Here is an 18,765-nt window from a genome sequence, read left to right on the forward strand (position 1 = left end):
GCCCCGACCAAGAGATATGTGCGTAATGGTCATGTACGAGGTGCTTCGCGCCTCGGTGGGGAAGATGGCCTGTGCGCGGTCGGGGTTCCGTTCAGGACAGGTTGTCTGCGATCAGCGACCGCCTCCCGGTGCCCACAGGCCGTCCGGCGTCAGCCCCAGCAGCCCGATCGCGTTCCCCCGCACGATCCGCTCGACGACCTCGGGGTCCAGGTGCCCCATCTGCGCCTCGCCGACCTCGCGGGACTTCGGCCAGGTGGAGTCGGAGTGCGGGTAGTCGGTCTCGTACAGGACGTTGCCGACGCCTATCGCGTCCAGGTTTCTGAGGCCGAAGGCGTCGTCGAAGAAGCAGCCGTAGACATGGTCGGCGAACAGCTCGGACGGCGGGCGGTGGACCTTGTCGGCGACGCCGCCCCAGCCCCGGTTCTCCTCCCAGACCACGTCGGCGCGCTCCAGGATGTACGGGATCCAGCCGATCTGGCCTTCCGCGTACATGACCTTGAGGTTGGGGAAACGCTCGAACTTGCCGCTCATCAGCCAGTCGACCATCGAGAAGCAGCAGTTGGCGAAGGTGATGGTGGAGCCTACGGCGGGCGGGGCGTCGGCGGAGGTGGAGGGCATACGGCTCGACGAGCCGATGTGCATGGCGACGACCGTGCCGGTCTCGTCGCAGGCGGCAAGGAAGGGGTCCCAGGCGTCGGTGTGGACGGAGGGGAGACCCAGGTGCGGGGGTATCTCGGAGAAGGCGACGGCGCGAACGCCCCGGGCGGCGTTGCGGCGGACCTCGGCGGCGGCCAGCTCGGCGTCCCAGAGCGGGATGAGAGTGAGGGGGATGAGCCGGCCCCGGGCGTCCGGGCCGCACCACTCCTCCACCATCCAGTCGTTGTAGGCCTGGACGCACAGCAGGCCCAGCTCGTGGTCGGCGGCCTCGGTGAAGGTCTGGCCGCAGAAGCGGGGGAAGGTCGGGAAGCAGAGGGCGGACTGGACGTGGTTGACGTCCATGTCGGCGAGGCGGGCCGGGACGTCGTACGACCCCGCGCGCATCTGCTCGTAGGTGATGACCTCCAGTTTGATCTCGTCCCTGCTGTAGCCGACGGCGGTGTCGAGTCGGGTGATCGGGCGGTGCAGATCCTCGTACACCCACCAGTCGCCGATCGGTCCGTCGTCGCCCGGCCGGCCCATGACGGGCTTGAACCGGCCGCCGAGGAAGGTCATTTCCTTCAGTGGCGCGCGGACGATGCGCGGTCCGGTGTCGAGGTACTTCTTCGGAAGCCGGTCCTGCCAGACGGTGGGCGGCTCGACCGTGTGGTCGTCGACGGAGATGATCAGCGGAAACGCGGTCTCGGTGTCCATGTCCGCCACGGTAGCGCCGATCTGATGGTCCGTCAGCTCCGCCGTCGGTCATGCGGGAGCGGGCACCGTCGTGCGGAGAGCACGTGAGGGCCTTGTGATATCCCGCGCGCCTGCCTGTGATCAGCCCCTCCACAGCTGACGCATCTGCCGGAACAAGGCAAACTGGCGGTGATGTAAACGGGTCCTAGGCCCTGTCGGGCCAGGGCCCGCGACGCCGGGATGATCCGAACGACAGGGCCTAGGGGGACTGCGATGGGCGGGGTACCGCGAGTGCCGGAGCAATGGCGTCCCGGCTCCTCCGCAGATGCGGCGGAGCCGGCGGCGGCGCTGCGCTTCAGTGTGCTCGGCCCCGTACGTGCCTGGCGCGGCGAGGAGCAGCTCCCCACCGGGTCCCCCCAGCAACGCGCCCTGCTCGCGGCCCTGCTGCTGCGCGAGGGCCGCACGGCGACCGCGGCGGAGCTGATCGACGCCTTGTGGGGCGAGGAGCCGCCCCCGCAGGCGCTGGCGGCGCTGCGGACGTATGCCTCGCGGCTGCGGAAGGTGCTGGACCCCGGGGTCCTGGTGAGCGAGTCGGGCGGCTACGCGGTGCGGGGCCTGGCCGAGGGCGCGCTGGACCTCGCGGCGGCCCAGGAGCTCGCGGCGGAGGGGGAGAAGGCGCGCGGCGCCGGGGATCTGTGCCGGGCGCGGGACGTGCTGGGGCGGGTGCTGGCCCTGTGGGACGGGGAGGTGCTGGCGGGCGTCCCGGGGCCGTACGCGGAGGCCCAGCGGGTCCGCCTGGAGGAGTGGCGGCTGCAACTCCTCGAATCCCGCCTCGACATGGACCTGGAGCAGGGCCGCCACGCGGAGGCGGTGTCGGAGCTGACGGCGCTGACCGCCGCGCATCCCCTGCGGGAGCGCCTGCGTGAGCTGCTGATGCTGGCGCTGTACCGCAGCGGGCGGCAGGCGGAGGCGCTGGCGGTGTACGCGGACACGCGGCGCCTGCTGGCCGACGAACTCGGCGTGGACCCGCGCCCGGGCCTGCAGGAACTGCAGCAGCGCATCCTGCAGGCCGACCCCGGCCTCGCGGAACCCTCGGCGCCGGTCGCCGAACCGGCCGCCATCCCGGTGCGCCCGGCCCAGCTCCCGGCCACGGTCCCGGACTTCACGGGCCGTTCCGCCTTCGTCTCGGAGCTGAGCGAGGTCCTCGCCTCGGCCGAGGGCCGGGTGATGGCGGTGTCGGCGCTGGCGGGCATCGGCGGCGTGGGCAAGACGACGCTGGCCGTGCACGTGGCCCACCAGGCGCGCTCCGCCTTCCCCGACGGGCAGCTGTACGTCGACCTCCAGGGCGCCGGCCCGCGGGCGGCCGAGCCGGAGACGGTGCTGGGCTCCTTCCTGCGCGCCCTGGGCACCGCCGACTCGGCGATCCCGGACTCGCTGGAGGAACGGGCGGCGCTGTACCGCTCGGTGCTCGACGGCCGCCGCGTCCTGGTCCTGCTGGACAACGCGAAGGACGCCGCCCAGGTACGTCCGCTGCTGCCGGGCATGGAGGGCTGCGCGGCGCTGGTGACGTCGCGGGTGCGCATGGTGGACCTGGCCGGCGCCCATCTGGTCGACCTGGACGTGATGTCCCCGGACGAGGCGCTGTCCCTCTTCACGAAGATCGTGGGCGAGGAGCGGGTGGCCTCGGAGCGGGAGGCCGCGCTGGACGTGGTGGCGGCGTGCGGCTTCCTGCCGCTGGCGATCCGCATCGCGGCGTCCCGGCTGGCGGCGCGCCGTACGTGGACCGTGTCCGTGCTCGCCGCCAAGCTGGCCGACGAGCGGCGCCGGCTCGATGAGCTGCAGGCCGGCGACCTGGCGGTCAAGGCGACCTTCGAGCTGGGCTACGGCGCCCTGGAGCCCGCCCAGGCACGGGCGTTCCGCCTGCTGGGCCTGGCCGACGGTCCGGACATCTCGCTGGCCGCCGCCGCGGCCGTACTGGATCTGCCGGTGGAGGAGACGGAGGACCTGCTGGAGTCCCTCGTCGACACCTCGCTGCTGGAGTCGGCGGCGCCGGGGCGCTATCGGTACCACGACCTGGTGCGGCTCTACGCGCGTGCGTGCGCGGAGCGGGACGAGTGGCCGCCGAGTGAGCGCGATGCGGCGCTGTCGCGGTTGCTGGACTTCTATCTGGCCACGGCGGCGGGGGTCTACGCGATCGAGCGGCCGGGGGACCGGCTGGTGGACCATCTGGCGGTCACGGCGTATCCGGCGAGGAGGTTCCCGGACCGCAAGGACGCGCGGGACTGGCTGTACACCGAGGCGAACTGCCTGCTGTCCTTCGCCCGCCAGTGCGCCGACCGCCCGGAGGCCCTGCGCCGCGCCATCGACCTGCTGTGGGCCGCCGTCGACATCTCGGAGTCGGGGGCCAACTCCAAGGAGTACGAGGCCACGGCGAGGACCCTGCTGGAAGCCGCCCGGCGGGTCGGCGTGGAGCAGGTCGAGGCCCGTGCGCTCATGACCCTGGCCCACGCGCACCTGGACAGCGGCCGGTTCGACCTGGCCGACGAGGCGGCCGAGCAGGTCATCAGCCTCGCCCACCGGGCCGACGACCTGCTGCCCGCCTGCTGGGCCCACAACGCCCGCGGGGTCATCGCGCTGTACCAGGGACGCAACGCGGACGGAGAGGAGCACCTGTCCCACGCCATAAGGCACTTCCGGACCCTGGACGACCGCGCGGGCGAGGCCGCCATCCTGTGCAACCTCTCCCGGACCCATCTGGCGACCGGCCGCACGGAAAGCGCCGTGTCCCTCGCCCAGGAGGGCATGGAGATCTACGACGCCATGGGCAACTCCATGCGCGGCGCGAACGGCCGCTACGCGCTGGGCATGGCCCTCACCCAGAGCGGGCAGCTCGGTCCGGCGGCCGGCCGGCTCCTGGAGGCCCTGGAGGTCTTCCGCGACAGCCGCCAGCGGCTGTGGGAGGGGATGACCCTGTTCCGCCTGGCGGAGGTCGACATCGCCGCGCGGCGCTACGCCCAGGCGGCGGCGAACGCCGAGATGGCCCTGACCGTGCTGCGCGGCATCGGCGGGGAGTGGCGGCGGGGCAACATCCTCACGGTGCTCGGCCACGCCCTCACCGCCGTCGGCCACACGGGGCGCGCCCGGGTCTGCTGGGAGGAAGCCGTCTCCATCTACGACGAGTTGGGCTCGCCGGAGGCCGCTGCCGTGCGGGCGCTGCTGGCTCCCGCCCAGGCCGCCTGAGGGGGCCCGCCGCGGCGTTCATCGTTCGTTTATCGGCGGCATACATCCTCTAGGCAGTCGATCCGTCGCGTCGGGGGGCAGACGGGTCGCGGAAGAGGGCCACACGCCAGCGCATTAAGGTGAACGGCCCAACGGCCCGTCCGGCCACCCTCGGGGGAGTGACCGGACGGGCCTTGCCCACCTACTGCCGAACAAGACCAGTGGAGAGCAACGATCATGAGTGACGAGCAGGTCGCCAAGCTGGGTGACATCCACGCCACGTCGGAGCCCGTCGAGGCCGCTGCCGCCGACACGAAGGGGACCGACGGGGGCGCCACCACCCAGGGGGACATCCACGCCACCGAGGAGCCGCTCGAGACGAAGGACATCCACGCGACGTCGGAGCCCTTCAAGCCGGCGAAGTAGACCTCACTGCACGGGGATCGGCCGCGGCGGCGCGGAGGGGAGCCGCCGCGGCCGACGTGTGTGCGGGGAGAAGGCCCGCGTGGCGCATGACACGTTCATGTCGGGATTGCATCCGGGTGCACGACCTCATCGGCGAACGCCCGGTCACCTTCGACGACTTGACCCGCCTGCCGTACCTGAACCGCGTGATCACCGAGACCCTGCGGCTGCACCACACCGGCTGGCTCGTCACCCGCCGCACCACCACCGAGACCCGGCTCGGGGAGTGGGCCCTGCCCGCCGACACCGAGCTGGCCTACTGCCAGCACGCCCTGCACCGCGATCCCGAGCTCTTTCCCGAGCCGCTCACCTTCGATCCGGAGCGCCGGCGGGACGGTGCGCAGGAGCCCCCGCTCGGGGTGTTCCTGCCGTTCGGGGACGGCAAGCACAAGTGCATCGGTGACCGCTTCGCCCTCGCCGAACTGATCACGGCGATCGCGACGATCCTGCGGACGTTACGGCTGGAACTCGCCGAGGGGCAGGTCGTCCGGCCCATGGCCCGGGCCACCGTACGGCCCCGTACCCTGCGCATGACCGTCCGCGCCCGAGAAGGGGGCGCTCCCCAGGACACGGCCCAGGACCTGCCCGGCGGATCACGCCGGCGTCGCGGGGCCGGGCTCAGGTCCTCGGCCGCTCCCCCGGGCGACGCCGCCCGCCCTCCCCCGCAACTCCCCCTTGACCACCTTCCCGCTCGCGTTCCGCGGCAGCTCCGCCAGGAACTCCACCGCCCGCGGCACCTTGTAGTTCGCCATCTCCCGCCGCGCCCAGGCGATCAGGTCGTCCCCGGTCAGCACCGCCCCCGGCCGCCGCACCACGTAGGCCTGGCCGACCTCCCCCAGCCGCGCGTCGGGTACGCCGATCACCGCCACGTCCGCCACGTCGGGATGCAGGCCGAGCGCCTGCTCTATCTCCGCCGGGTAGGCGTTGAAGCCGCCGACGATGAACATGTCCTTGATGCGGTCGGTGATGCGGAGATTGCCCGCCCGGTCCAGCACGCCCACGTCACCGGTGCGCAGCCACCCGTCCTCCGTCAGCACGTCCGCGGTGGCCGCCGCGTCCTCGTAGTAGCCCCGCATGACGTTGAAGCCCCGGACCAGGACTTCGCCGGGCTCGCCGGGCGGGGCCTCGACGCGGACCTCCGTGCCCGGTATCGCCCGGCCCGACGTGGACGCGATCACCGACGGGTCGTCGCCGGGCCGGCACATCGTCACGATGCCGCTGGCCTCCGAGAGGCCGTACGCCGTCAGGACCGTCTCCACGCCCAGCTCCCCGCGCAGCCGTTCCACCAGCCGCAACGGCACCACCGCGGCGCCGGTCACCACGAGCCGCAGCGCGGACAGATCGTGGGAGTCACGGGCCGGGTGGTCCAGGAGCGACTGGTGCAGGGTCGGCGGGCCCGGCAGCACCGACACCCGTTCCGCCGCGATGTTCGCCAGGGCCGTGCCGACGTTGAAGACCGGCTGGGGGATCATCGTCGCGCCCCGCATCAGGCAGGCGATCACGCCGGCCTTGTAGCCGAAGGTGTGGAAGAAGGGGTTCACGATCAGATAGCGGTCGCCCTGCCGCAGCCCGGCCAGGTCGCTCCACACCTCGTAGGCCCGCAGCGTCTGCGCATGCGTGATCACCGCGCCCTTCGGGCGTCCCGTCGTACCGGACGTGAAGACGATGTCCGAGGGCCAGGAGCCCTCCACCGCCCCCGCGCGCGCCCGCACTTCCGCCTCGCTCACCCCGTCCCCGCTCGCCAGGAAGTCCTTCCAGGTGCGGTAGTCCGCCGGGGCGTCGTCCGACAGCACGACGACCTGTTCCAGCTCCGGCAGCCCCGGCCCCTCCGCGACCGCCCTGCGCAGCGACGCCACGTACGAGGTGCCCAGGAAGGTGCCGGTCACGAAGAGCAGCCGGGCCCCGCTGCGGCGCAGCACGTCCGCGGCCTCCGTGCCCTTGAAGCGCGTGTTCAGCGGCACCAGCACGGCCCCCGCCGACACCGCGCCCAGCGCCGCCACGATCCAGTCGAGCGTGTTCGGGGCCCAGATGGCGACGCGGTCGCCCGGCGCGACGCCGTTCGCCACACAGGCCGCCGCCGAGCGTTCGACACGGGCGCCGAGTTCGCCGTACGAGATCCGGGTCCGGCCCTCCACGACCGCCTCGGTGTCCGCGTACCGCTCGGCGGCCCGGCGGACCAGCTCCGGGATGCTCTGCCACTCCACGATGGGCCTCCCCGAACGCACTAGCTGACTGACCGTCAGATTAGCTGTAGTCTGACGCTCTGTCAGCAGCCCGTCCGCAGCGCGGAGGTGTGCACATGGCAGGACTCAAGGACGCGACCGCCGTCGTCGGCATAGGCCAGACGCCGTTCGCCAAACACCTCCCCGAGGACGAGAAGACCCTCGCCTGCCGTGCCGTCCTCGCCGCACTGGACGACGCCGGGATCGCGCCCGGCGAGGTCGACGCGCTCGCCTCGTACACGATGGAGGAGACGGACGAGGTCGAGCTGGCGAAGGCCGTCGGTTTCGGTGATCTGACCTTCTTCAGCAAGGTCGGCTACGGGGGCGGCGGTTCGTGCGCGACGGTTGCGCATCTCGCCGCCGCCATCGCCACGGGCCAGGCGACCGTCGGCGTCGCCTGGCGCTCCCGCAAGCGGGGCAGCGGCCCCCGGCCCTGGCGCAACACCGCCGCCCAACTGCCCACCCCCGCCCAGTGGACCCGGCCGTACGGCCTCCTGCGGCCCGTCGACGAGATCGCGATGCTCGCCCGCCGCTATATGCACGAGTACGGAGCGACCCGCGACCACCTCTTCAACGTCGCCCTCGCCTGCCGCAACCGGGCCAACCAGAACCCCGCCGCGGTGATGTACGAGCGGCCCCTGACCCGCGAGATGTACATGACCTCCCGGTGGATCAGCGAGCCTCTCTGCCTCTTCGACAACTGCCTGGAGACGGACGGGGCCCTGGCCTGCGTGATCGTCAGCCGGGAGCGCGCCCGCGACTGCCCGCACACCCCCGTCTACGTCCACTCCGCCGCCCAGGCCCTGCCCGCCCAGCACCACGGCATGGTCAACTACTGGAACGACGACCCGCTCACGGGCCCCGCCTGGACCGCCGCCCGGCACCTCTGGAAACACGCCGACTTCACTCCACAGGATGTGGACGTCGCCCAGATCTACGACGCGTTCACGGCCCTCATACCGCTCTCGCTGGAGGGGTACGGGTTCTGCGGGAGAGGTGAGGGAGGCGCCTTCACGGAAGGGGGCGCCCTGGAGATCGGCGGGTCGCTGCCCCTCAACACCGGGGGTGGCGGGCTCAGCGAGGCGTACGTCCACGGCTTCAACCTCATCAACGAGGGCGTCAAGCAGCTCCGCGGCACCAGCACCGCCCAGGTGCCCGGCGCCGCCACCTGTCTCGTCACCGCCGGCGAAGGCGTCCCCACCTCCGCGCTGCTCCTGAGGAGTTGATCGAAGGATGCTCTCCCCCGTCACCGACGCCGACGGCGCCCCCTTCTGGCAGTACGCCGCCCAGGGCGAACTCCGCGTCCAGGCCTGCGCCGACTGCGGCGAACCCCGCTTCCCGCCCCGCCCCTGCTGCCCGCACTGCCAGTCCTTCGCGAGCGAGTGGCACCGGACGTCCGGTCAGGGCCGCATCTGGTCCTACGTCGTCCCCCACCCGCCCCTCCTCCCCGACTACGCCGAGCAGGCGCCCTACAACGTCGTCGTCGTCGAACTCACCGACACCCCCCGCATCCGCCTGGTCGGCAACCTCGTCACCGGCCCCGACGCACCCCTGAACTCCCTCGCCCCGGACCGGATCCGCATCGGCGCCAAGGTCCAGGCCGTCTTCAGCGGCACCGGCCTGCCCCAGTGGATCCTGGAGCGCCCATGAGCCTCAGCCTCACGACCGACAAGGACACGGGCGTCGCCGTCATCACCCTCGACCGGCCCGACCGGCACAACGCCATCGACCTGGAGACGCGGGACGAACTCGTCGCCGCCTGGCGGGAGTTGCGGTTCGACGACACCGTACGGGCCGTCGTGCTGACCGGTGCCGGGGAGCGGGCCTTCTGCACCGGGCTGGACCGGGAGGCCGTCGTTCCGCAGCCCAGGTCGCCGTACATGACGGACGATCCGCTGCTGCGGGTCGGGCCGAAGTCCAACGACCTGTGGAAGCCGGTCGTCGCCGCCGTGCGGGGCATGGCCTGCGGCGGGGCCTTCTATCTCCTCGGGGAGGCGGACTTCCTGGTCGCCGACCCGACCGCCACCTTCTTCGACCCGCACACCACCTACGGCATGGTCAGCGCGTACGAGTCGATGCTGATGGCGCTGCGGATGCCGTACGGGGAGGCCGCGCGCATGGCGCTCATGGGGAGCGCGGAGCGGCTGTCGGCGCGGCGGGCGTACGAGATCGGGCTCGTCTCCGAACTCACCGAGTCCGGAGGGGCGTTGGCCGCGGCGGTGGACCGTGCGGCCGTCATCGCCGGGTATCCGGCGGAGGGGGTGCAGGGGACGGTGCGGGCGCTGTGGGCGGCCAGGGAGGCCGCCCTCGACCGGGCGTTCGCGCAGGCGCCGCACCTGATCGCGCTCGGGAACCTGCCGGGCGAGCGGCAGGCGGAGCTGTTCCGGGCGCGGCGCCGCGACCACCGGGTCCGCTGAGCTACTCCGCCGTACGGGTCACGCCACTGAGTTCACAGGTGACGCCGCTCGTGCTCGCACCGGCGTCCGGGACGTACGAAGCCGCCACGTCCAGCGTCTCCGTGGTGTCGGCCGGGACATACGGGATGGTGGACGAGCTGGTGCGTACGGGCGTGCCGCTCGGGTCCTTGAAGGTGACACCGAAGTCGTAGGTGTACGTCGTGATGCTGCTGGTGTTGGTGGCCTCGACCGTGGCGACGATGCCCCGGCTGGCGTCGTACGCACAGCTCCGGAGCCGCACGTCCTCGGTGGCCTCGGCGCTGGCGGTCGCGCCGCTGCCGCCGGAGACGCCGCCCGAGGACGAGTAGTCGTCGTCATCGTCGTCGTAGTGCGTGCCGCCCGAACTGCTCGACGAGCTGCTGGAGCTGGAGCTGTCGTCGCAGCCACCGCCGTGGGAGCGCTTGGCCCCCGTCAGCACGACCATCACGCCGACGGCGACGGCGACAGCGCGGACATGGCGAAGCTTCATTTCGTGCGACCCCCGAATGTCTTTCAGCCCCGGTGACTTGATCGTGAGCACGTCACGTTAGCAGCGCCGCATGGCGGGGATCGCTCACCGGGCGTAGCGTCACGTGTAAGAGCAGTGAAGATGACCGCTCTCAACGGGACGGCCGCCGTCCGGACCCCTTCCGTGCACCGGTACGACGGCCGTCACTGAGTCAGGACCAAGTCAGGGGCCGCATGCTCGCCTACGTGGTGCGTGCCGTCCCGGTGCCCTTCTCCGCGTCCAGCGCGTACACACAGCGGTCCTTGCTGCACGCGTACACGACCCCGTCCCGCACCACCGGCGACCCGGTGATCTCGCCGCCGGTGGCGAGCTTCCAGCGCAGGCGGCCGTCGTCGGCCTTCAGGGTGTAGAGCAGGTGGTCGGTGGAGCCGAAGTGGATACGGCCCTCCGCGACCGCCGGGGCGCCCACGATGTCGCCGCCCGCCTGGAAGCGCCACTTCGGCGTCCCGGTGACCGCGTCCAGGGTGTACAGGCCCTTGCCGCTGCCGACATGGACGTGTCCCCCGGCCACCAGCACCGGCTCGATCGAGGACCGGGACTCGGTGGCGATGCGCCAGCGGTCGCGGCCGTCGGTGGCGTCCAGGGCGTAGACCGTGCCGAGGTAGTCGGCGAGGTACACCCCGCCGCCGGTCACCGCCGGGCCCGGCACGAAGGCCGGCGGGCACAGGAAGACGGCCGGCGCCTCGAAGTGCCAGCGGACCAGGCCGCTCACGACGTCGAGGGCGAGCACCCGCGTGCCGGCGGAGACGTACACATAGCCGTCGTGCGCCTGCGCCACCCGCACCGGCACCCCGCCGCAGGAGGCGGCGTCGCCGATGGGGTACGACCAGCGCTCGTCGCCCGTCCGGGCGTCCAGCGCCTTCAGCCGGGCGTCCTGCCAGACGTACACCGTGCCGTCGTACAGCGCCGGTCCGGCCTCCGGGGACTCGAAGTCGGACTGCGCCCCGGTCAGCTCCCACAGCTTCTGGCCGTTCGAGGCTTCCCAGGCCTGGACGCCGCCGCCGCGCGTACCGGTGATGACCGTGCCGCGCTCGGCCTTGAGGGAGTACACCCAGGCATCCGTCTGCAGACGCCACAGGTCCGCGCCCTCGCGGCAGTCCAGGGCGAACAGCGTCGGGCCGTCGGAGGCGTGGATACGGCCGTCCGCGACCGCCATCGACCAGGCCACGTCCCGCGTCTTGAAGCGGCGGCGGCCGGTGGCCACGTCCAGGGCGTGTACCTCGAAGGAGGTGACGTAGACGAGGTCGTCGGCGACGGAGGGGGTGCCCCAGACGTCGTTCGACATGCGGAAGCGCCAGGGCCGCCAGCCGGCCGCCGGCTCCGGGGGCGTGGGCGGCAGGGCGGGTACGGCGGGGCCCACGGCCGGGTCCGTGCCGTTGACGCCGGGGCGGGGTTTGGACCAGGAGGCGACCAGGCCCGCCTCGGGCGGGGGCGCCTGCATGGCGGCGGCGCGGGCGTCGGCGACGCGGGGGCCGGGGCCGATCGGGACGGCGGCGCCGGCCAGCCGCACCGGGCCGGTGTCGGGGGCGCCGACCGGGACGGGCGCGGGCTGCGCGCCCGGTACGACCGGGTCGCGCGAGGGCGGGGGCGGCAGGGGCGCGGGGGCGACGCGTCCGCCGCCGCTGCGGCCGGAGGACGGCGAGGGCTTCGCCGCGGGGCGGCCGCCTCTGCGCGACTCGATCAGGCCGACCGCCCGCTCGGGCAGCCACGCCGACGCCGTACCGCTGTCGTCGGAGCCGGAGCCGAAGAGGTGGGGGGCCAGCTGGGCCTGGAGGTCGGCCGGGTTGGGGCGGGCCGTGGCCTCCATCTGCATACAGGACTCGATGAGCGGGCGCAGCTCGTCCGGGAGGCCTTCGAGGTCCGGGCCCTCGCGCAGCAGCATGAAGACGGTCTCGACCGGGTTGGCGCCGTGGAACGGGGGGTGCCCGGTGGCGGCGAACACCAGCATCGAGCCGAGCGAGAAGACGTCGCTCGCGCCGGTCACGCTGCGGGAGTCCTTCGCCTGCTCCGGCGACATGTAGGCGGGCGTACCGACGGCGACGTTGGTCATCGTCAAACGGGTGTTCGAGACACCGGACGCGATACCGAAGTCGATGACTCGGGGGCCGTCCTCGACGACGAGCACGTTGGACGGCTTCAGGTCGCGATGGACGAGACCGGCGCCGTGGATGGACTGGAGGGCCTCCGCCACACCCGCCGCGAGCCAGCGCACCGCCTGGGCCGGGAGCGGCCCGCACTCGTTCACTATTTCTTCGAGGGAGGGCGCGGGGACGTACGCGGTGGCCAGCCACGGCACGGCGGCGCGCGGGTCGGCGTCGACGACCGCGGCCGTGTAGAAGCCGGAGACCGCCCGGGCCGCCTCCACCTCACGGGTGAAGCGGACGCGGAACAGCTGGTCCTCGGCGAGCTCCGTACGGACCGTCTTGATCGCCACGCGCCGGCCCGAAGCCGAGCGCGCGAGATAGACCAGCCCCATGCCGCCGGCACCCAGCCGTCCGAGCACCTCGAACGGCCCGATCCTGCGCGGATCGTGCTGCGTCAGCTGATCCACCACTCTGCCTGCCACCTCCCCGTACGGGCCCCGTCACCCAGATATGTACGCGACCCCGTGCAGCGTCTCACCACCGCACCGCCTTGGCGGCACGCACCCCGATTCTTCCTGTCCGGGGGCGTGGTTGCGAACCCGAGGGCGGAACGGGGTGTCTTGGGACAAAACCACAGCTCGTCGCCCGGCGAAAGCGCCGGTTCGCATTGTGGGACGCCTCAGATGCCGGAGACAGCGGGGAGACAACCGGAGATACCGGGGGGACACCCGGAGAGATACCGAAGGTAAGAGTGCGGTCAGCGTTCCAGGACCGCGAACGACGCCCCCTGGTCGTCGGTGACCACGGCGACCGTTCCGTACGACGTTTCGAAGGGCGGCACCTGTACGCGCCCGCCGAGCCGGTTCACCGTGCCGAGGGTCTCCTCGCAGGAAGCCACCCGGAAGTGGACGAGGAAATGGGGCGGCATCATCTCCGGGAAGACCTCGGAGACGGCCGCGCGACCGAAGTCGGGCTTGGCGTCCGGCCCGAACAGGGCGTCCTGGAAGAGCGTGCCGTAGAACTGGTTGGCGGCCTCGGTGTCCCGGGCGTACAGCTGCACCCAGGTGAAGGTGCCGTTCTCGTGCCGTCGGCCGAAGCCCTGGTGGCTGCCCGCCTGCCAGAGCGCGAAGACGGCGCCCTCCGGGTCGGTGACCAGGGCGGCGGCGCCCAGCCCGGCCCCCATCCGTACGGGCGGGATGACCACCTGCCCGCCCGCCGCGCGGATCCGCTCCCCCAGCGCCCGGGCGTCCGGGGTGGCGAAGTACACCGTCCACACGGTGGGCAGCCGACCGTCCGGCTTGCGGGCGAGCGCGGCGACGCGGTCGCCGTCCAGCCGGGCCCAGACGGTGGAGTCGTACGCCTCCTCGAAGTCCCATCCGAAGAGCTCGCCGTAGAACCGCTTGCCCGCCGCCACGTCGGAAAGCTGTGCGTCGACCCAGCACGGGACGCCCTCCGCGTATCCCGTTCCGTTCGTGGATGCCCTGTTTTCGGCCATGCGGCAAAAGTAACGGCGTCTTACGCGGCGCGCAGACCAGGCACACCCGCCTCCACATCCTCGTGCACCCCATTTGCAGTCGGCCGAATCGCGCCCCGATCACGTCTCGGTAAGCTGACGACATGACAGGACAAGTGCGTACCGTCGACGGCCGCGTGGCCGGCCGGCGTGGGCAGGCGACCCGGCAGAAGCTGCTCGACTGCCTCAGCGAGATGCTCAGCTCCTCCCCCTACCGGGACGTCAAAGTCATCGATGTCGCCCGGAAGGCGGGCACTTCACCCGCGACCTTCTACCAGTACTTCCCGGACGTCGAGGGCGCCGTCCTGGAGATCGCCGAGCAAATGGCCGCCGAGGGCGCCGGGTTGACCGAGCTCGTGGAGGGCCGCAGCTGGGTCGGCAAGGCGGGCTGGCAGACCGCGCAGGAACTCGTCGACGGATTCCTGGAGTTCTGGCGCAAGAACGACGCGATCCTCCGGGTCGTCGACCTCGGCGCGTCCGAGGGTGACAAACGCTTCTACAAGATCCGTATGAAGATCCTGAACACGGTCAACAACTCCCTGGCCGAAGCGGTCACTCAGTTGCAGGCCAAGGGCAAGGTCGACAAGGACGTCAACCCGGCCGCGGTCGCGGGTTCGATCGTCGCGATGCTCGCGGCGGTGGCCTCGCACCAGAAGGGCTTCCAGACCTGGGGCGTCAAACAGGCCGAACTCAAGCCGAACCTCGCGCTGTTGGTGCACCTCGGCGTGACCGGCAAGAAGCCGACGAAGTAGTTCGCCGGTTCAGCAAGTCCTGTCTGGCAGGCGGGGGCTCACCCGACGTGGGCCGCCGCCTGCCGTGCTATGCGGGCAGCGGACGGTCCCGTACGACGTGTTTCATCACCAGCGTCGAGGTGAGCCGCTGCACCCCCGGCAGTGTCGCCAGCCGCTCGTCGTACAGCCGCTGGAAGGCGGCGAGGTCGGCGGTGGCGACCCGCAGCAGGTAGTCGGGCTCGCCGAACAGCCGTTGCGCGTCCAGGACATCGGGGATGTCCGCGATGGCCCGCTCGAACCCGGCGACCGTGTCCCGGTCCTCCTGGCGCATGGAGACGAAGACCAGCGCCTCGAAGTTCAGCCCGACGGCGGCGGGGTCCACGACGGCCCGGTATCCGCTGATGGCGCCGGCCCGCTCCAGTTCCCGCAGCCGCCGGTGGCACGGCGAGACGCTGAGCCGCACCCGCGCGGCCAGCTCGGTCACGGTCAGCCGCCCGTCCTGCTGGAGCTCGGCAAGAATCTTTCTGTCCACATCGTCCATGAGGCAGATCTTCCCCCACAATCGCCGATCACGGGCAAACTTCGACAACACTTTCGGGCCATTCCCGCCTAATGTCGCCACCATGGACTCCGGGCTGCTCCTTTCCTTCCTCGCCATCGACCTGCTCCTCGTCTGCGTGCCGGGCGCCGACTGGGCGTACGCGATCTCCGCCGGGCTGCGCGACCGCTCCCCGCTGATGGCGGTGACGGGCCTGGTCACCGGGTACGCGCTGCACACGGTCCTCGCGGTGGCCGGTCTCGCGGTACTGGTGGCGGGCGAGCCGGCACTGCTCACCGCGCTGACGGCCGCGGGCGCCGCGTATCTGGTGTGGCTGGGCTGGAGCGTGCTGCGGCGCCCGGGCACACCGGGGGCGGCGGAGGAGGCCGTGGCCACGAGCCGGGGCCGGGTCTTCCTGCGCGGGGCCACGATCAGCGGCCTGAACCCCAAGGGGCTGCTGCTCTACCTCTCCGTGCTGCCGCAGTTCCTGCTGACGAAGGGCGACCACCTGCCCGTCCCCGCCCAGACCGCCGTACTCGGCCTGCTCCACATGGCGTGCTGCGCCGCCGTCTATCTCACGGTCGGCCTCGCGGCCCGCGCGGTCCTCGGCGCCCGCCCGGCGGCGGCACGGGCGGTCACCCGCACCTCCGGGGCGGCGATGCTGGGCATCGGCGCGTTCCTGCTCGTACAGCGCCTGGCGACGCTCTGACCCACGGCCCCTGGAGCCGGTGGACGATCAGGACCGGCGGACGATCCTGAAGAGTCGGATCTCCCGCTCCACCCGCGCCTGATACGTCGCGTAGGGCGGCCAGAAGGCCAGCGCCGCCTTCCACGCGGCGGCCCGTTCCTCCCCCTCCAGCAGCCGGGCCGTGACCGGGATGTCCCGGCCCTTCCAGCTGACCTCGGCGGCGGGGTGGGCGAGGAGGTTGTGGGTCCAGGCGGGGTGGCCGGGGCGGCCGAAGTTGGAGCCGATCAGGAGCCAGGAGCGGCCGTCCTCCTCGGGCATGCAGGCGAGCGGCGTGCGGCGGGGCCGTCCGCTGCGGGCACCGGTCGAGGTGAGGATCACGCCGGGCAGCATCTGGGCGCTGAGCAGCACCTTCCCTCGGGTGAGCCGGTGCACGGCCCGGTCGAGCACGGGGATGACATGCGGGGCGACCTTGGCGAAGCCCCGCGTCGAGGACACCTTCTGTACGACCCGTACGCCGATCACACCGCCACCTCCCGGGCGCCGAAGAGCCGGGCGACGTCGGCGGCGTGCGCCCGCAGCCGGTGCACCGGGCCGAAGAGCAGCTCGTCGCCGGCGGCCCGCTTGAAGTACAGGTGAGCCTCGTGCTCCCAGGTGAAACCGATGCCGCCGTGGAACTGGATGCCCTCGGCGGACGCGGTTCGGAGTGCTTCGAGGGCCTGCGCGAGCGCCAAGCGCTCCATATCGACATCGCCCGCGCCCGTCGGGGGCGTTGCGGCCCAGGCCGCGCAATAGGCCGCCGATCTTGCTGCCTGGACCGCCACGTACACGTCCGCCAGACGGTGCTTCACCGCCTGGAAGGAGCCGATCGGACGCCCGAACTGCTCGCGCTGCTTCACGTACTCGACGGTTCGTTCCAGTACGCGGTCGGCGGCGCCCACCGCCTCGCAGGCCAGCATGGCTGCGGTCACCTGTCCCGCGTCCGCCAGCGCGTCCAGTACGTCCGCGCCCTCCTCTCCCAGCAACTGAGCCTCCACATCACGCAGTTGGAGTCGCCCCTGCGGGCGGGTGGCGTCCAGCGCGGTCTGCCGAGCCCGTACGACCCCCGCCGCATCCCCCGTCACCAGGAACAGCAGCGTCCGCGACCGGGCGAACCCCCCGGCGTGCGCGGCGACGACCAGCAGCTCCGCGCTGTGTCCGTCCAGCACTTGGTCGACCTGCCCGTACAGCCGCCAGCCGCCCTCCGCCCGCCGCGCCTGTACGCCCCCGGCGCGTCCGCCGCCGGCCCAGTCGCCGCCGTTGTCGCCGGTCAGGGCGAGGGCGGTGGCGAGGGCGGGACCGGGGACGGCGAGGGTGGCGGTGAGTTCGCCGGAGGCGAGGCGGGGCAGCAGGGCGGTGCGCTGGGACTCGGTGCCGAGGGCGGCGACCAGAGGGGCGGCGAGGACGGCCGTGGCGAGCAGCGGGGAGGGGGCCAGGAACCGCCCCACCTCCTCGCAGGCGAGGGCGAGTTCGGTCGCCGAGCAGCCGACACCGCCGTAGGCCTCCGGGAGGGCGAGGCCGGGCAGGCCGAGCTGTTCGGCGAGGGCCGTCCAGAGGGCGGGGTCGTGCCCGGGGCGGGTGTCGACGGCGGCGCGCAGCTCGTGCGGGCCGCAGCGGCTCTGGAGCAGGTCGCGAAGGGTGCGGCGGATCTCGTCCTGCTCCCGGGTGAAGCTGGCGTCCATGGGCTCTTCCCTCCGGCTCTTCCCTCCAGAGGCTCTTCCCTCCAGATCTGACGGGCCGTCATATTAGGAGGACCGGAACGAGATGCCCAGAGGTTGGAGGCCTCCCTCTCATGACTCCCGCGAGCCGGAAAGTCGCCGTGGTCGGCGTTGCCCTCTCCGACTGCGGTCGGGTGGACGACGCCACCCCCTACGCCCTGCACGCCCAGGCCGCCCGCCGCGCCCTCGCCGACGCCGGGCTGGGCCGGGAGGTGGTGGACGGCTTCGCCTCCGCCGGTCTCGGCACCCTGGCCCCCGTCGAGGTCGCCGAGTACCTGGGCCTGCGCCCCACCTGGGTCGACTCCACCTCCGTCGGCGGCGCGACCTGGGAGGTCATGGCGGCCCACGCGGCGGACGCGATAGCGAGCGGGCACGCGAGGGCCGTACTCCTCGTGTACGGCTCCACGGCCCGCGCCGACATCAAGGCCGGCCGCCGCACCGGCACCCTCTCCTTCGGCTCCCGGGGCCCCCTGCAGTTCGAGGTCCCCTACGGCCACACGCTCATCGCCAAGTACGCCATGGCCGCCCGCCGCCACATGATCGAACACGGCACGACGATCGAGCAGTTGGCGTCCGTCGCCGTCCAGGCCCGGGCCAACGCGGCCCTGAACCCCGAGGCGATGTTCCGCGACCCGATCACGGTCGACGACGTGCTCGACGGCCCGATGATCGCCGACCCCTTCACCAGGCTGCACTGCTGCATCCGCTCCGACGGCGGCGCGGCGGTGCTGCTGGCCGCGGAGGAACTCGTACGGGACTGCCGTACGGCCCCGGTGTGGGTGCTCGGCGCCGGGGAGCACGTCTCGCACGCCGCGATGTCCGAGTGGCCCGACTTCACGGTGGGCCCGGCCGCGGTCAGCGGGCGGCTCGCCTTCGAGCGGGCCGGGGTGCGGCCGGAGGAGATCGACTTCGCCGAGATCTACGACGCCTTCACCTATATGACCCTGGTGACGCTGGAGGACCTCGGCTTCTGCGGGAAGGGCGAGGGCGGGGCGTTCGTGGAGAAGGGACGCCTTCTGGTGCGGGGCGGGGAACTGCCGGTCAACACGGACGGGGGCGGGCTGTCGGCCCAACACCCCGGAATGCGGGGGCTGTTCCTGCTCGTGGAGGCGGTGCGGCAACTGCGTGGGGAGGGCGGGGAGCGGCAGGTGCGGGGGCGCCGGGACGGGGAACTGCCCAGGCTGGGGGTGGCGTCGGCGACCGGGGGATGGTTCTGCTCCTCCGGGACGTTGGTACTGGGCAGGGATTGACGACGACC

The 18,765-nt window shown here is 72.4% G+C and carries 16 protein-coding genes and 1 pseudogene; 9 read left to right on the forward strand and 8 right to left on the reverse strand.

The genetic code is table 11. The features are described from left to right. Positions 1–111: 111 nt before the first annotated feature. Positions 112–1,350, reverse strand: coding sequence for an amidohydrolase family protein (locus tag ABIE67_RS20800; RefSeq protein WP_370259475.1), 1,239 nt, complete (start codon positions 1,348–1,350; stop codon positions 112–114). 252 nt (positions 1,351–1,602) lie between these two features. Between ABIE67_RS20800 and ABIE67_RS20805 the strand changes: the two genes are divergently transcribed. The 3 genes and pseudogenes from ABIE67_RS20805 to ABIE67_RS20815 all read left to right on the forward strand — a co-directional run. Then, positions 1,603–4,569 carry a BTAD domain-containing putative transcriptional regulator gene (locus ABIE67_RS20805; RefSeq protein WP_370259478.1) on the forward strand — a complete coding sequence of 989 codons (2,967 nt, stop codon included), beginning with the start codon at positions 1,603–1,605 and terminating at the stop codon, positions 4,567–4,569. A 216-nt stretch (positions 4,570–4,785) separates the two neighbouring features. Further along, positions 4,786–4,974, forward strand: a complete 189-nt coding sequence (locus ABIE67_RS20810) for a hypothetical protein (protein WP_370259481.1) — start codon at positions 4,786–4,788, stop codon at positions 4,972–4,974. Positions 4,975–5,060: 86 nt separating this feature from the next. Continuing rightward, positions 5,061–5,453, forward strand: a pseudogene (locus tag ABIE67_RS20815) (cytochrome P450); the annotation flags it as partial. Positions 5,454–5,606: 153 nt separating this feature from the next. Here the strand turns inward: ABIE67_RS20815 and ABIE67_RS20820 are convergent. Then, a complete protein-coding gene (locus tag ABIE67_RS20820) occupies positions 5,607–7,217 on the reverse strand; it encodes a FadD3 family acyl-CoA ligase (RefSeq protein ID WP_370259485.1) in 1,611 nt (536 codons plus the stop codon). 95 nt (positions 7,218–7,312) lie between these two features. Between ABIE67_RS20820 and ABIE67_RS20825 the strand changes: the two genes are divergently transcribed. From ABIE67_RS20825 to ABIE67_RS20835, 3 genes are read left to right on the forward strand one after another with little or no spacing between them, the layout of a single operon-like run. Further along, positions 7,313–8,461 (forward strand): lipid-transfer protein, encoded by a 1,149-nt coding sequence (locus tag ABIE67_RS20825; protein ID WP_370259490.1) that lies wholly within the window; start codon positions 7,313–7,315, stop codon positions 8,459–8,461. Positions 8,462–8,468: 7 nt separating this feature from the next. Continuing rightward, the gene (locus ABIE67_RS20830; protein WP_370259493.1) at positions 8,469–8,885 is read left to right on the forward strand and encodes a Zn-ribbon domain-containing OB-fold protein; all 417 of its coding nucleotides are present in this window, start codon (positions 8,469–8,471) and stop codon (positions 8,883–8,885) included. Then, the gene (locus ABIE67_RS20835; protein ID WP_370259497.1) at positions 8,882–9,652 is read left to right on the forward strand and encodes an enoyl-CoA hydratase/isomerase family protein; all 771 of its coding nucleotides are present in this window, start codon (positions 8,882–8,884) and stop codon (positions 9,650–9,652) included. Before ABIE67_RS20830 ends, ABIE67_RS20835 begins: the two co-directional genes overlap by 4 nt. Before the next feature lies 1 nt (position 9,653). Here the strand turns inward: ABIE67_RS20835 and ABIE67_RS20840 are convergent, their stop codons facing one another. The 3 genes from ABIE67_RS20840 to ABIE67_RS20850 all read right to left on the reverse strand — a co-directional run bounded on the left by ABIE67_RS20840 (position 9,654) and on the right by ABIE67_RS20850 (position 13,778). Next, the gene (locus tag ABIE67_RS20840) at positions 9,654–10,160 is read right to left on the reverse strand and encodes a hypothetical protein (protein ID WP_370259500.1); all 507 of its coding nucleotides are present in this window, start codon (positions 10,158–10,160) and stop codon (positions 9,654–9,656) included. A gap of 220 nt (positions 10,161–10,380) precedes the next feature. Beyond that, entirely contained in the window at positions 10,381–12,753 is a 2,373-nt protein-coding gene (locus ABIE67_RS20845) for a PQQ-binding-like beta-propeller repeat protein (protein WP_370259504.1), read from the reverse strand. Positions 12,754–13,040: 287 nt separating this feature from the next. Next, positions 13,041–13,778, reverse strand: a complete 738-nt coding sequence (locus ABIE67_RS20850) for a VOC family protein (RefSeq protein WP_370259508.1) — start codon at positions 13,776–13,778, stop codon at positions 13,041–13,043. A 122-nt stretch (positions 13,779–13,900) separates the two neighbouring features. On the opposite strand from ABIE67_RS20850, the gene ABIE67_RS20855 reads away from it, so the two are divergent. Beyond that, positions 13,901–14,548 carry a TetR family transcriptional regulator gene (locus tag ABIE67_RS20855; RefSeq protein ID WP_370259513.1) on the forward strand — a complete coding sequence of 216 codons (648 nt, stop codon included), beginning with the start codon at positions 13,901–13,903 and terminating at the stop codon, positions 14,546–14,548. Positions 14,549–14,615: 67 nt separating this feature from the next. Here the strand turns inward: ABIE67_RS20855 and ABIE67_RS20860 are convergent, their stop codons facing one another. Continuing rightward, complete coding sequence (locus tag ABIE67_RS20860) at positions 14,616–15,068, reverse strand: Lrp/AsnC family transcriptional regulator (protein ID WP_370259516.1); 453 nt, start codon at positions 15,066–15,068, stop codon at positions 14,616–14,618. 82 nt (positions 15,069–15,150) lie between these two features. Here ABIE67_RS20860 and ABIE67_RS20865 point away from each other — a divergent pair, with 82 nt between their 5' ends. Beyond that, complete coding sequence (locus ABIE67_RS20865) at positions 15,151–15,774, forward strand: LysE family translocator (protein WP_370259519.1); 624 nt, start codon at positions 15,151–15,153, stop codon at positions 15,772–15,774. A gap of 27 nt (positions 15,775–15,801) precedes the next feature. On the opposite strand, the gene ABIE67_RS20870 is transcribed toward ABIE67_RS20865, so the two are convergent. Beyond that, positions 15,802–16,275, reverse strand: coding sequence for a nitroreductase/quinone reductase family protein (locus tag ABIE67_RS20870; RefSeq protein ID WP_370259523.1), 474 nt, complete (start codon positions 16,273–16,275; stop codon positions 15,802–15,804). Next, complete coding sequence (locus tag ABIE67_RS20875; protein ID WP_370259526.1) at positions 16,272–17,471, reverse strand: acyl-CoA dehydrogenase family protein; 1,200 nt, start codon at positions 17,469–17,471, stop codon at positions 16,272–16,274. The genes ABIE67_RS20870 and ABIE67_RS20875 overlap by 4 nt, the downstream gene beginning before the upstream one ends. Before the next feature lie 110 nt (positions 17,472–17,581). Between ABIE67_RS20875 and ABIE67_RS20880 the strand changes: the two genes are divergently transcribed. Beyond that, entirely contained in the window at positions 17,582–18,757 is a 1,176-nt protein-coding gene (locus ABIE67_RS20880; protein WP_370259530.1) for an acetyl-CoA acetyltransferase, read from the forward strand. Positions 18,758–18,765: the final 8 nt, after the last annotated feature.

It is taken from the genome of Streptomyces sp. V4I8, from assembly GCF_041261225.1.
GTDB lineage: Bacteria > Actinomycetota > Actinomycetes > Streptomycetales > Streptomycetaceae > Streptomyces.

Excerpts from the sequence above, each read along its gene's own strand:
- ABIE67_RS20825 (WP_370259490.1), top strand. The coding sequence starts at position 7,313 with ATGGCAGGACTCAAGGACGCGACCGCCGTCGTCGGCATAGGCCAGACG.
- ABIE67_RS20860 (WP_370259516.1), bottom strand. The coding sequence starts at position 15,068 with ATGGACGATGTGGACAGAAAGATTCTTGCCGAGCTCCAGCAGGACGGG.
- ABIE67_RS20840 (WP_370259500.1), bottom strand. The coding sequence starts at position 10,160 with ATGAAGCTTCGCCATGTCCGCGCTGTCGCCGTCGCCGTCGGCGTGATG.
- ABIE67_RS20880 (WP_370259530.1), top strand. The coding sequence starts at position 17,582 with ATGACTCCCGCGAGCCGGAAAGTCGCCGTGGTCGGCGTTGCCCTCTCC.
- ABIE67_RS20805 (WP_370259478.1), top strand. The coding sequence starts at position 1,603 with ATGGGCGGGGTACCGCGAGTGCCGGAGCAATGGCGTCCCGGCTCCTCC.
- ABIE67_RS20800 (WP_370259475.1), bottom strand. The coding sequence starts at position 1,350 with ATGGACACCGAGACCGCGTTTCCGCTGATCATCTCCGTCGACGACCAC.
- ABIE67_RS20835 (WP_370259497.1), top strand. The coding sequence starts at position 8,882 with ATGAGCCTCAGCCTCACGACCGACAAGGACACGGGCGTCGCCGTCATC.
- ABIE67_RS20850 (WP_370259508.1), bottom strand. The coding sequence starts at position 13,778 with ATGGCCGAAAACAGGGCATCCACGAACGGAACGGGATACGCGGAGGGC.
- ABIE67_RS20810 (WP_370259481.1), top strand. The coding sequence starts at position 4,786 with ATGAGTGACGAGCAGGTCGCCAAGCTGGGTGACATCCACGCCACGTCG.
- ABIE67_RS20855 (WP_370259513.1), top strand. The coding sequence starts at position 13,901 with ATGACAGGACAAGTGCGTACCGTCGACGGCCGCGTGGCCGGCCGGCGT.
- ABIE67_RS20865 (WP_370259519.1), top strand. The coding sequence starts at position 15,151 with ATGGACTCCGGGCTGCTCCTTTCCTTCCTCGCCATCGACCTGCTCCTC.
- ABIE67_RS20875 (WP_370259526.1), bottom strand. The coding sequence starts at position 17,471 with ATGGACGCCAGCTTCACCCGGGAGCAGGACGAGATCCGCCGCACCCTT.
- ABIE67_RS20830 (WP_370259493.1), top strand. The coding sequence starts at position 8,469 with ATGCTCTCCCCCGTCACCGACGCCGACGGCGCCCCCTTCTGGCAGTAC.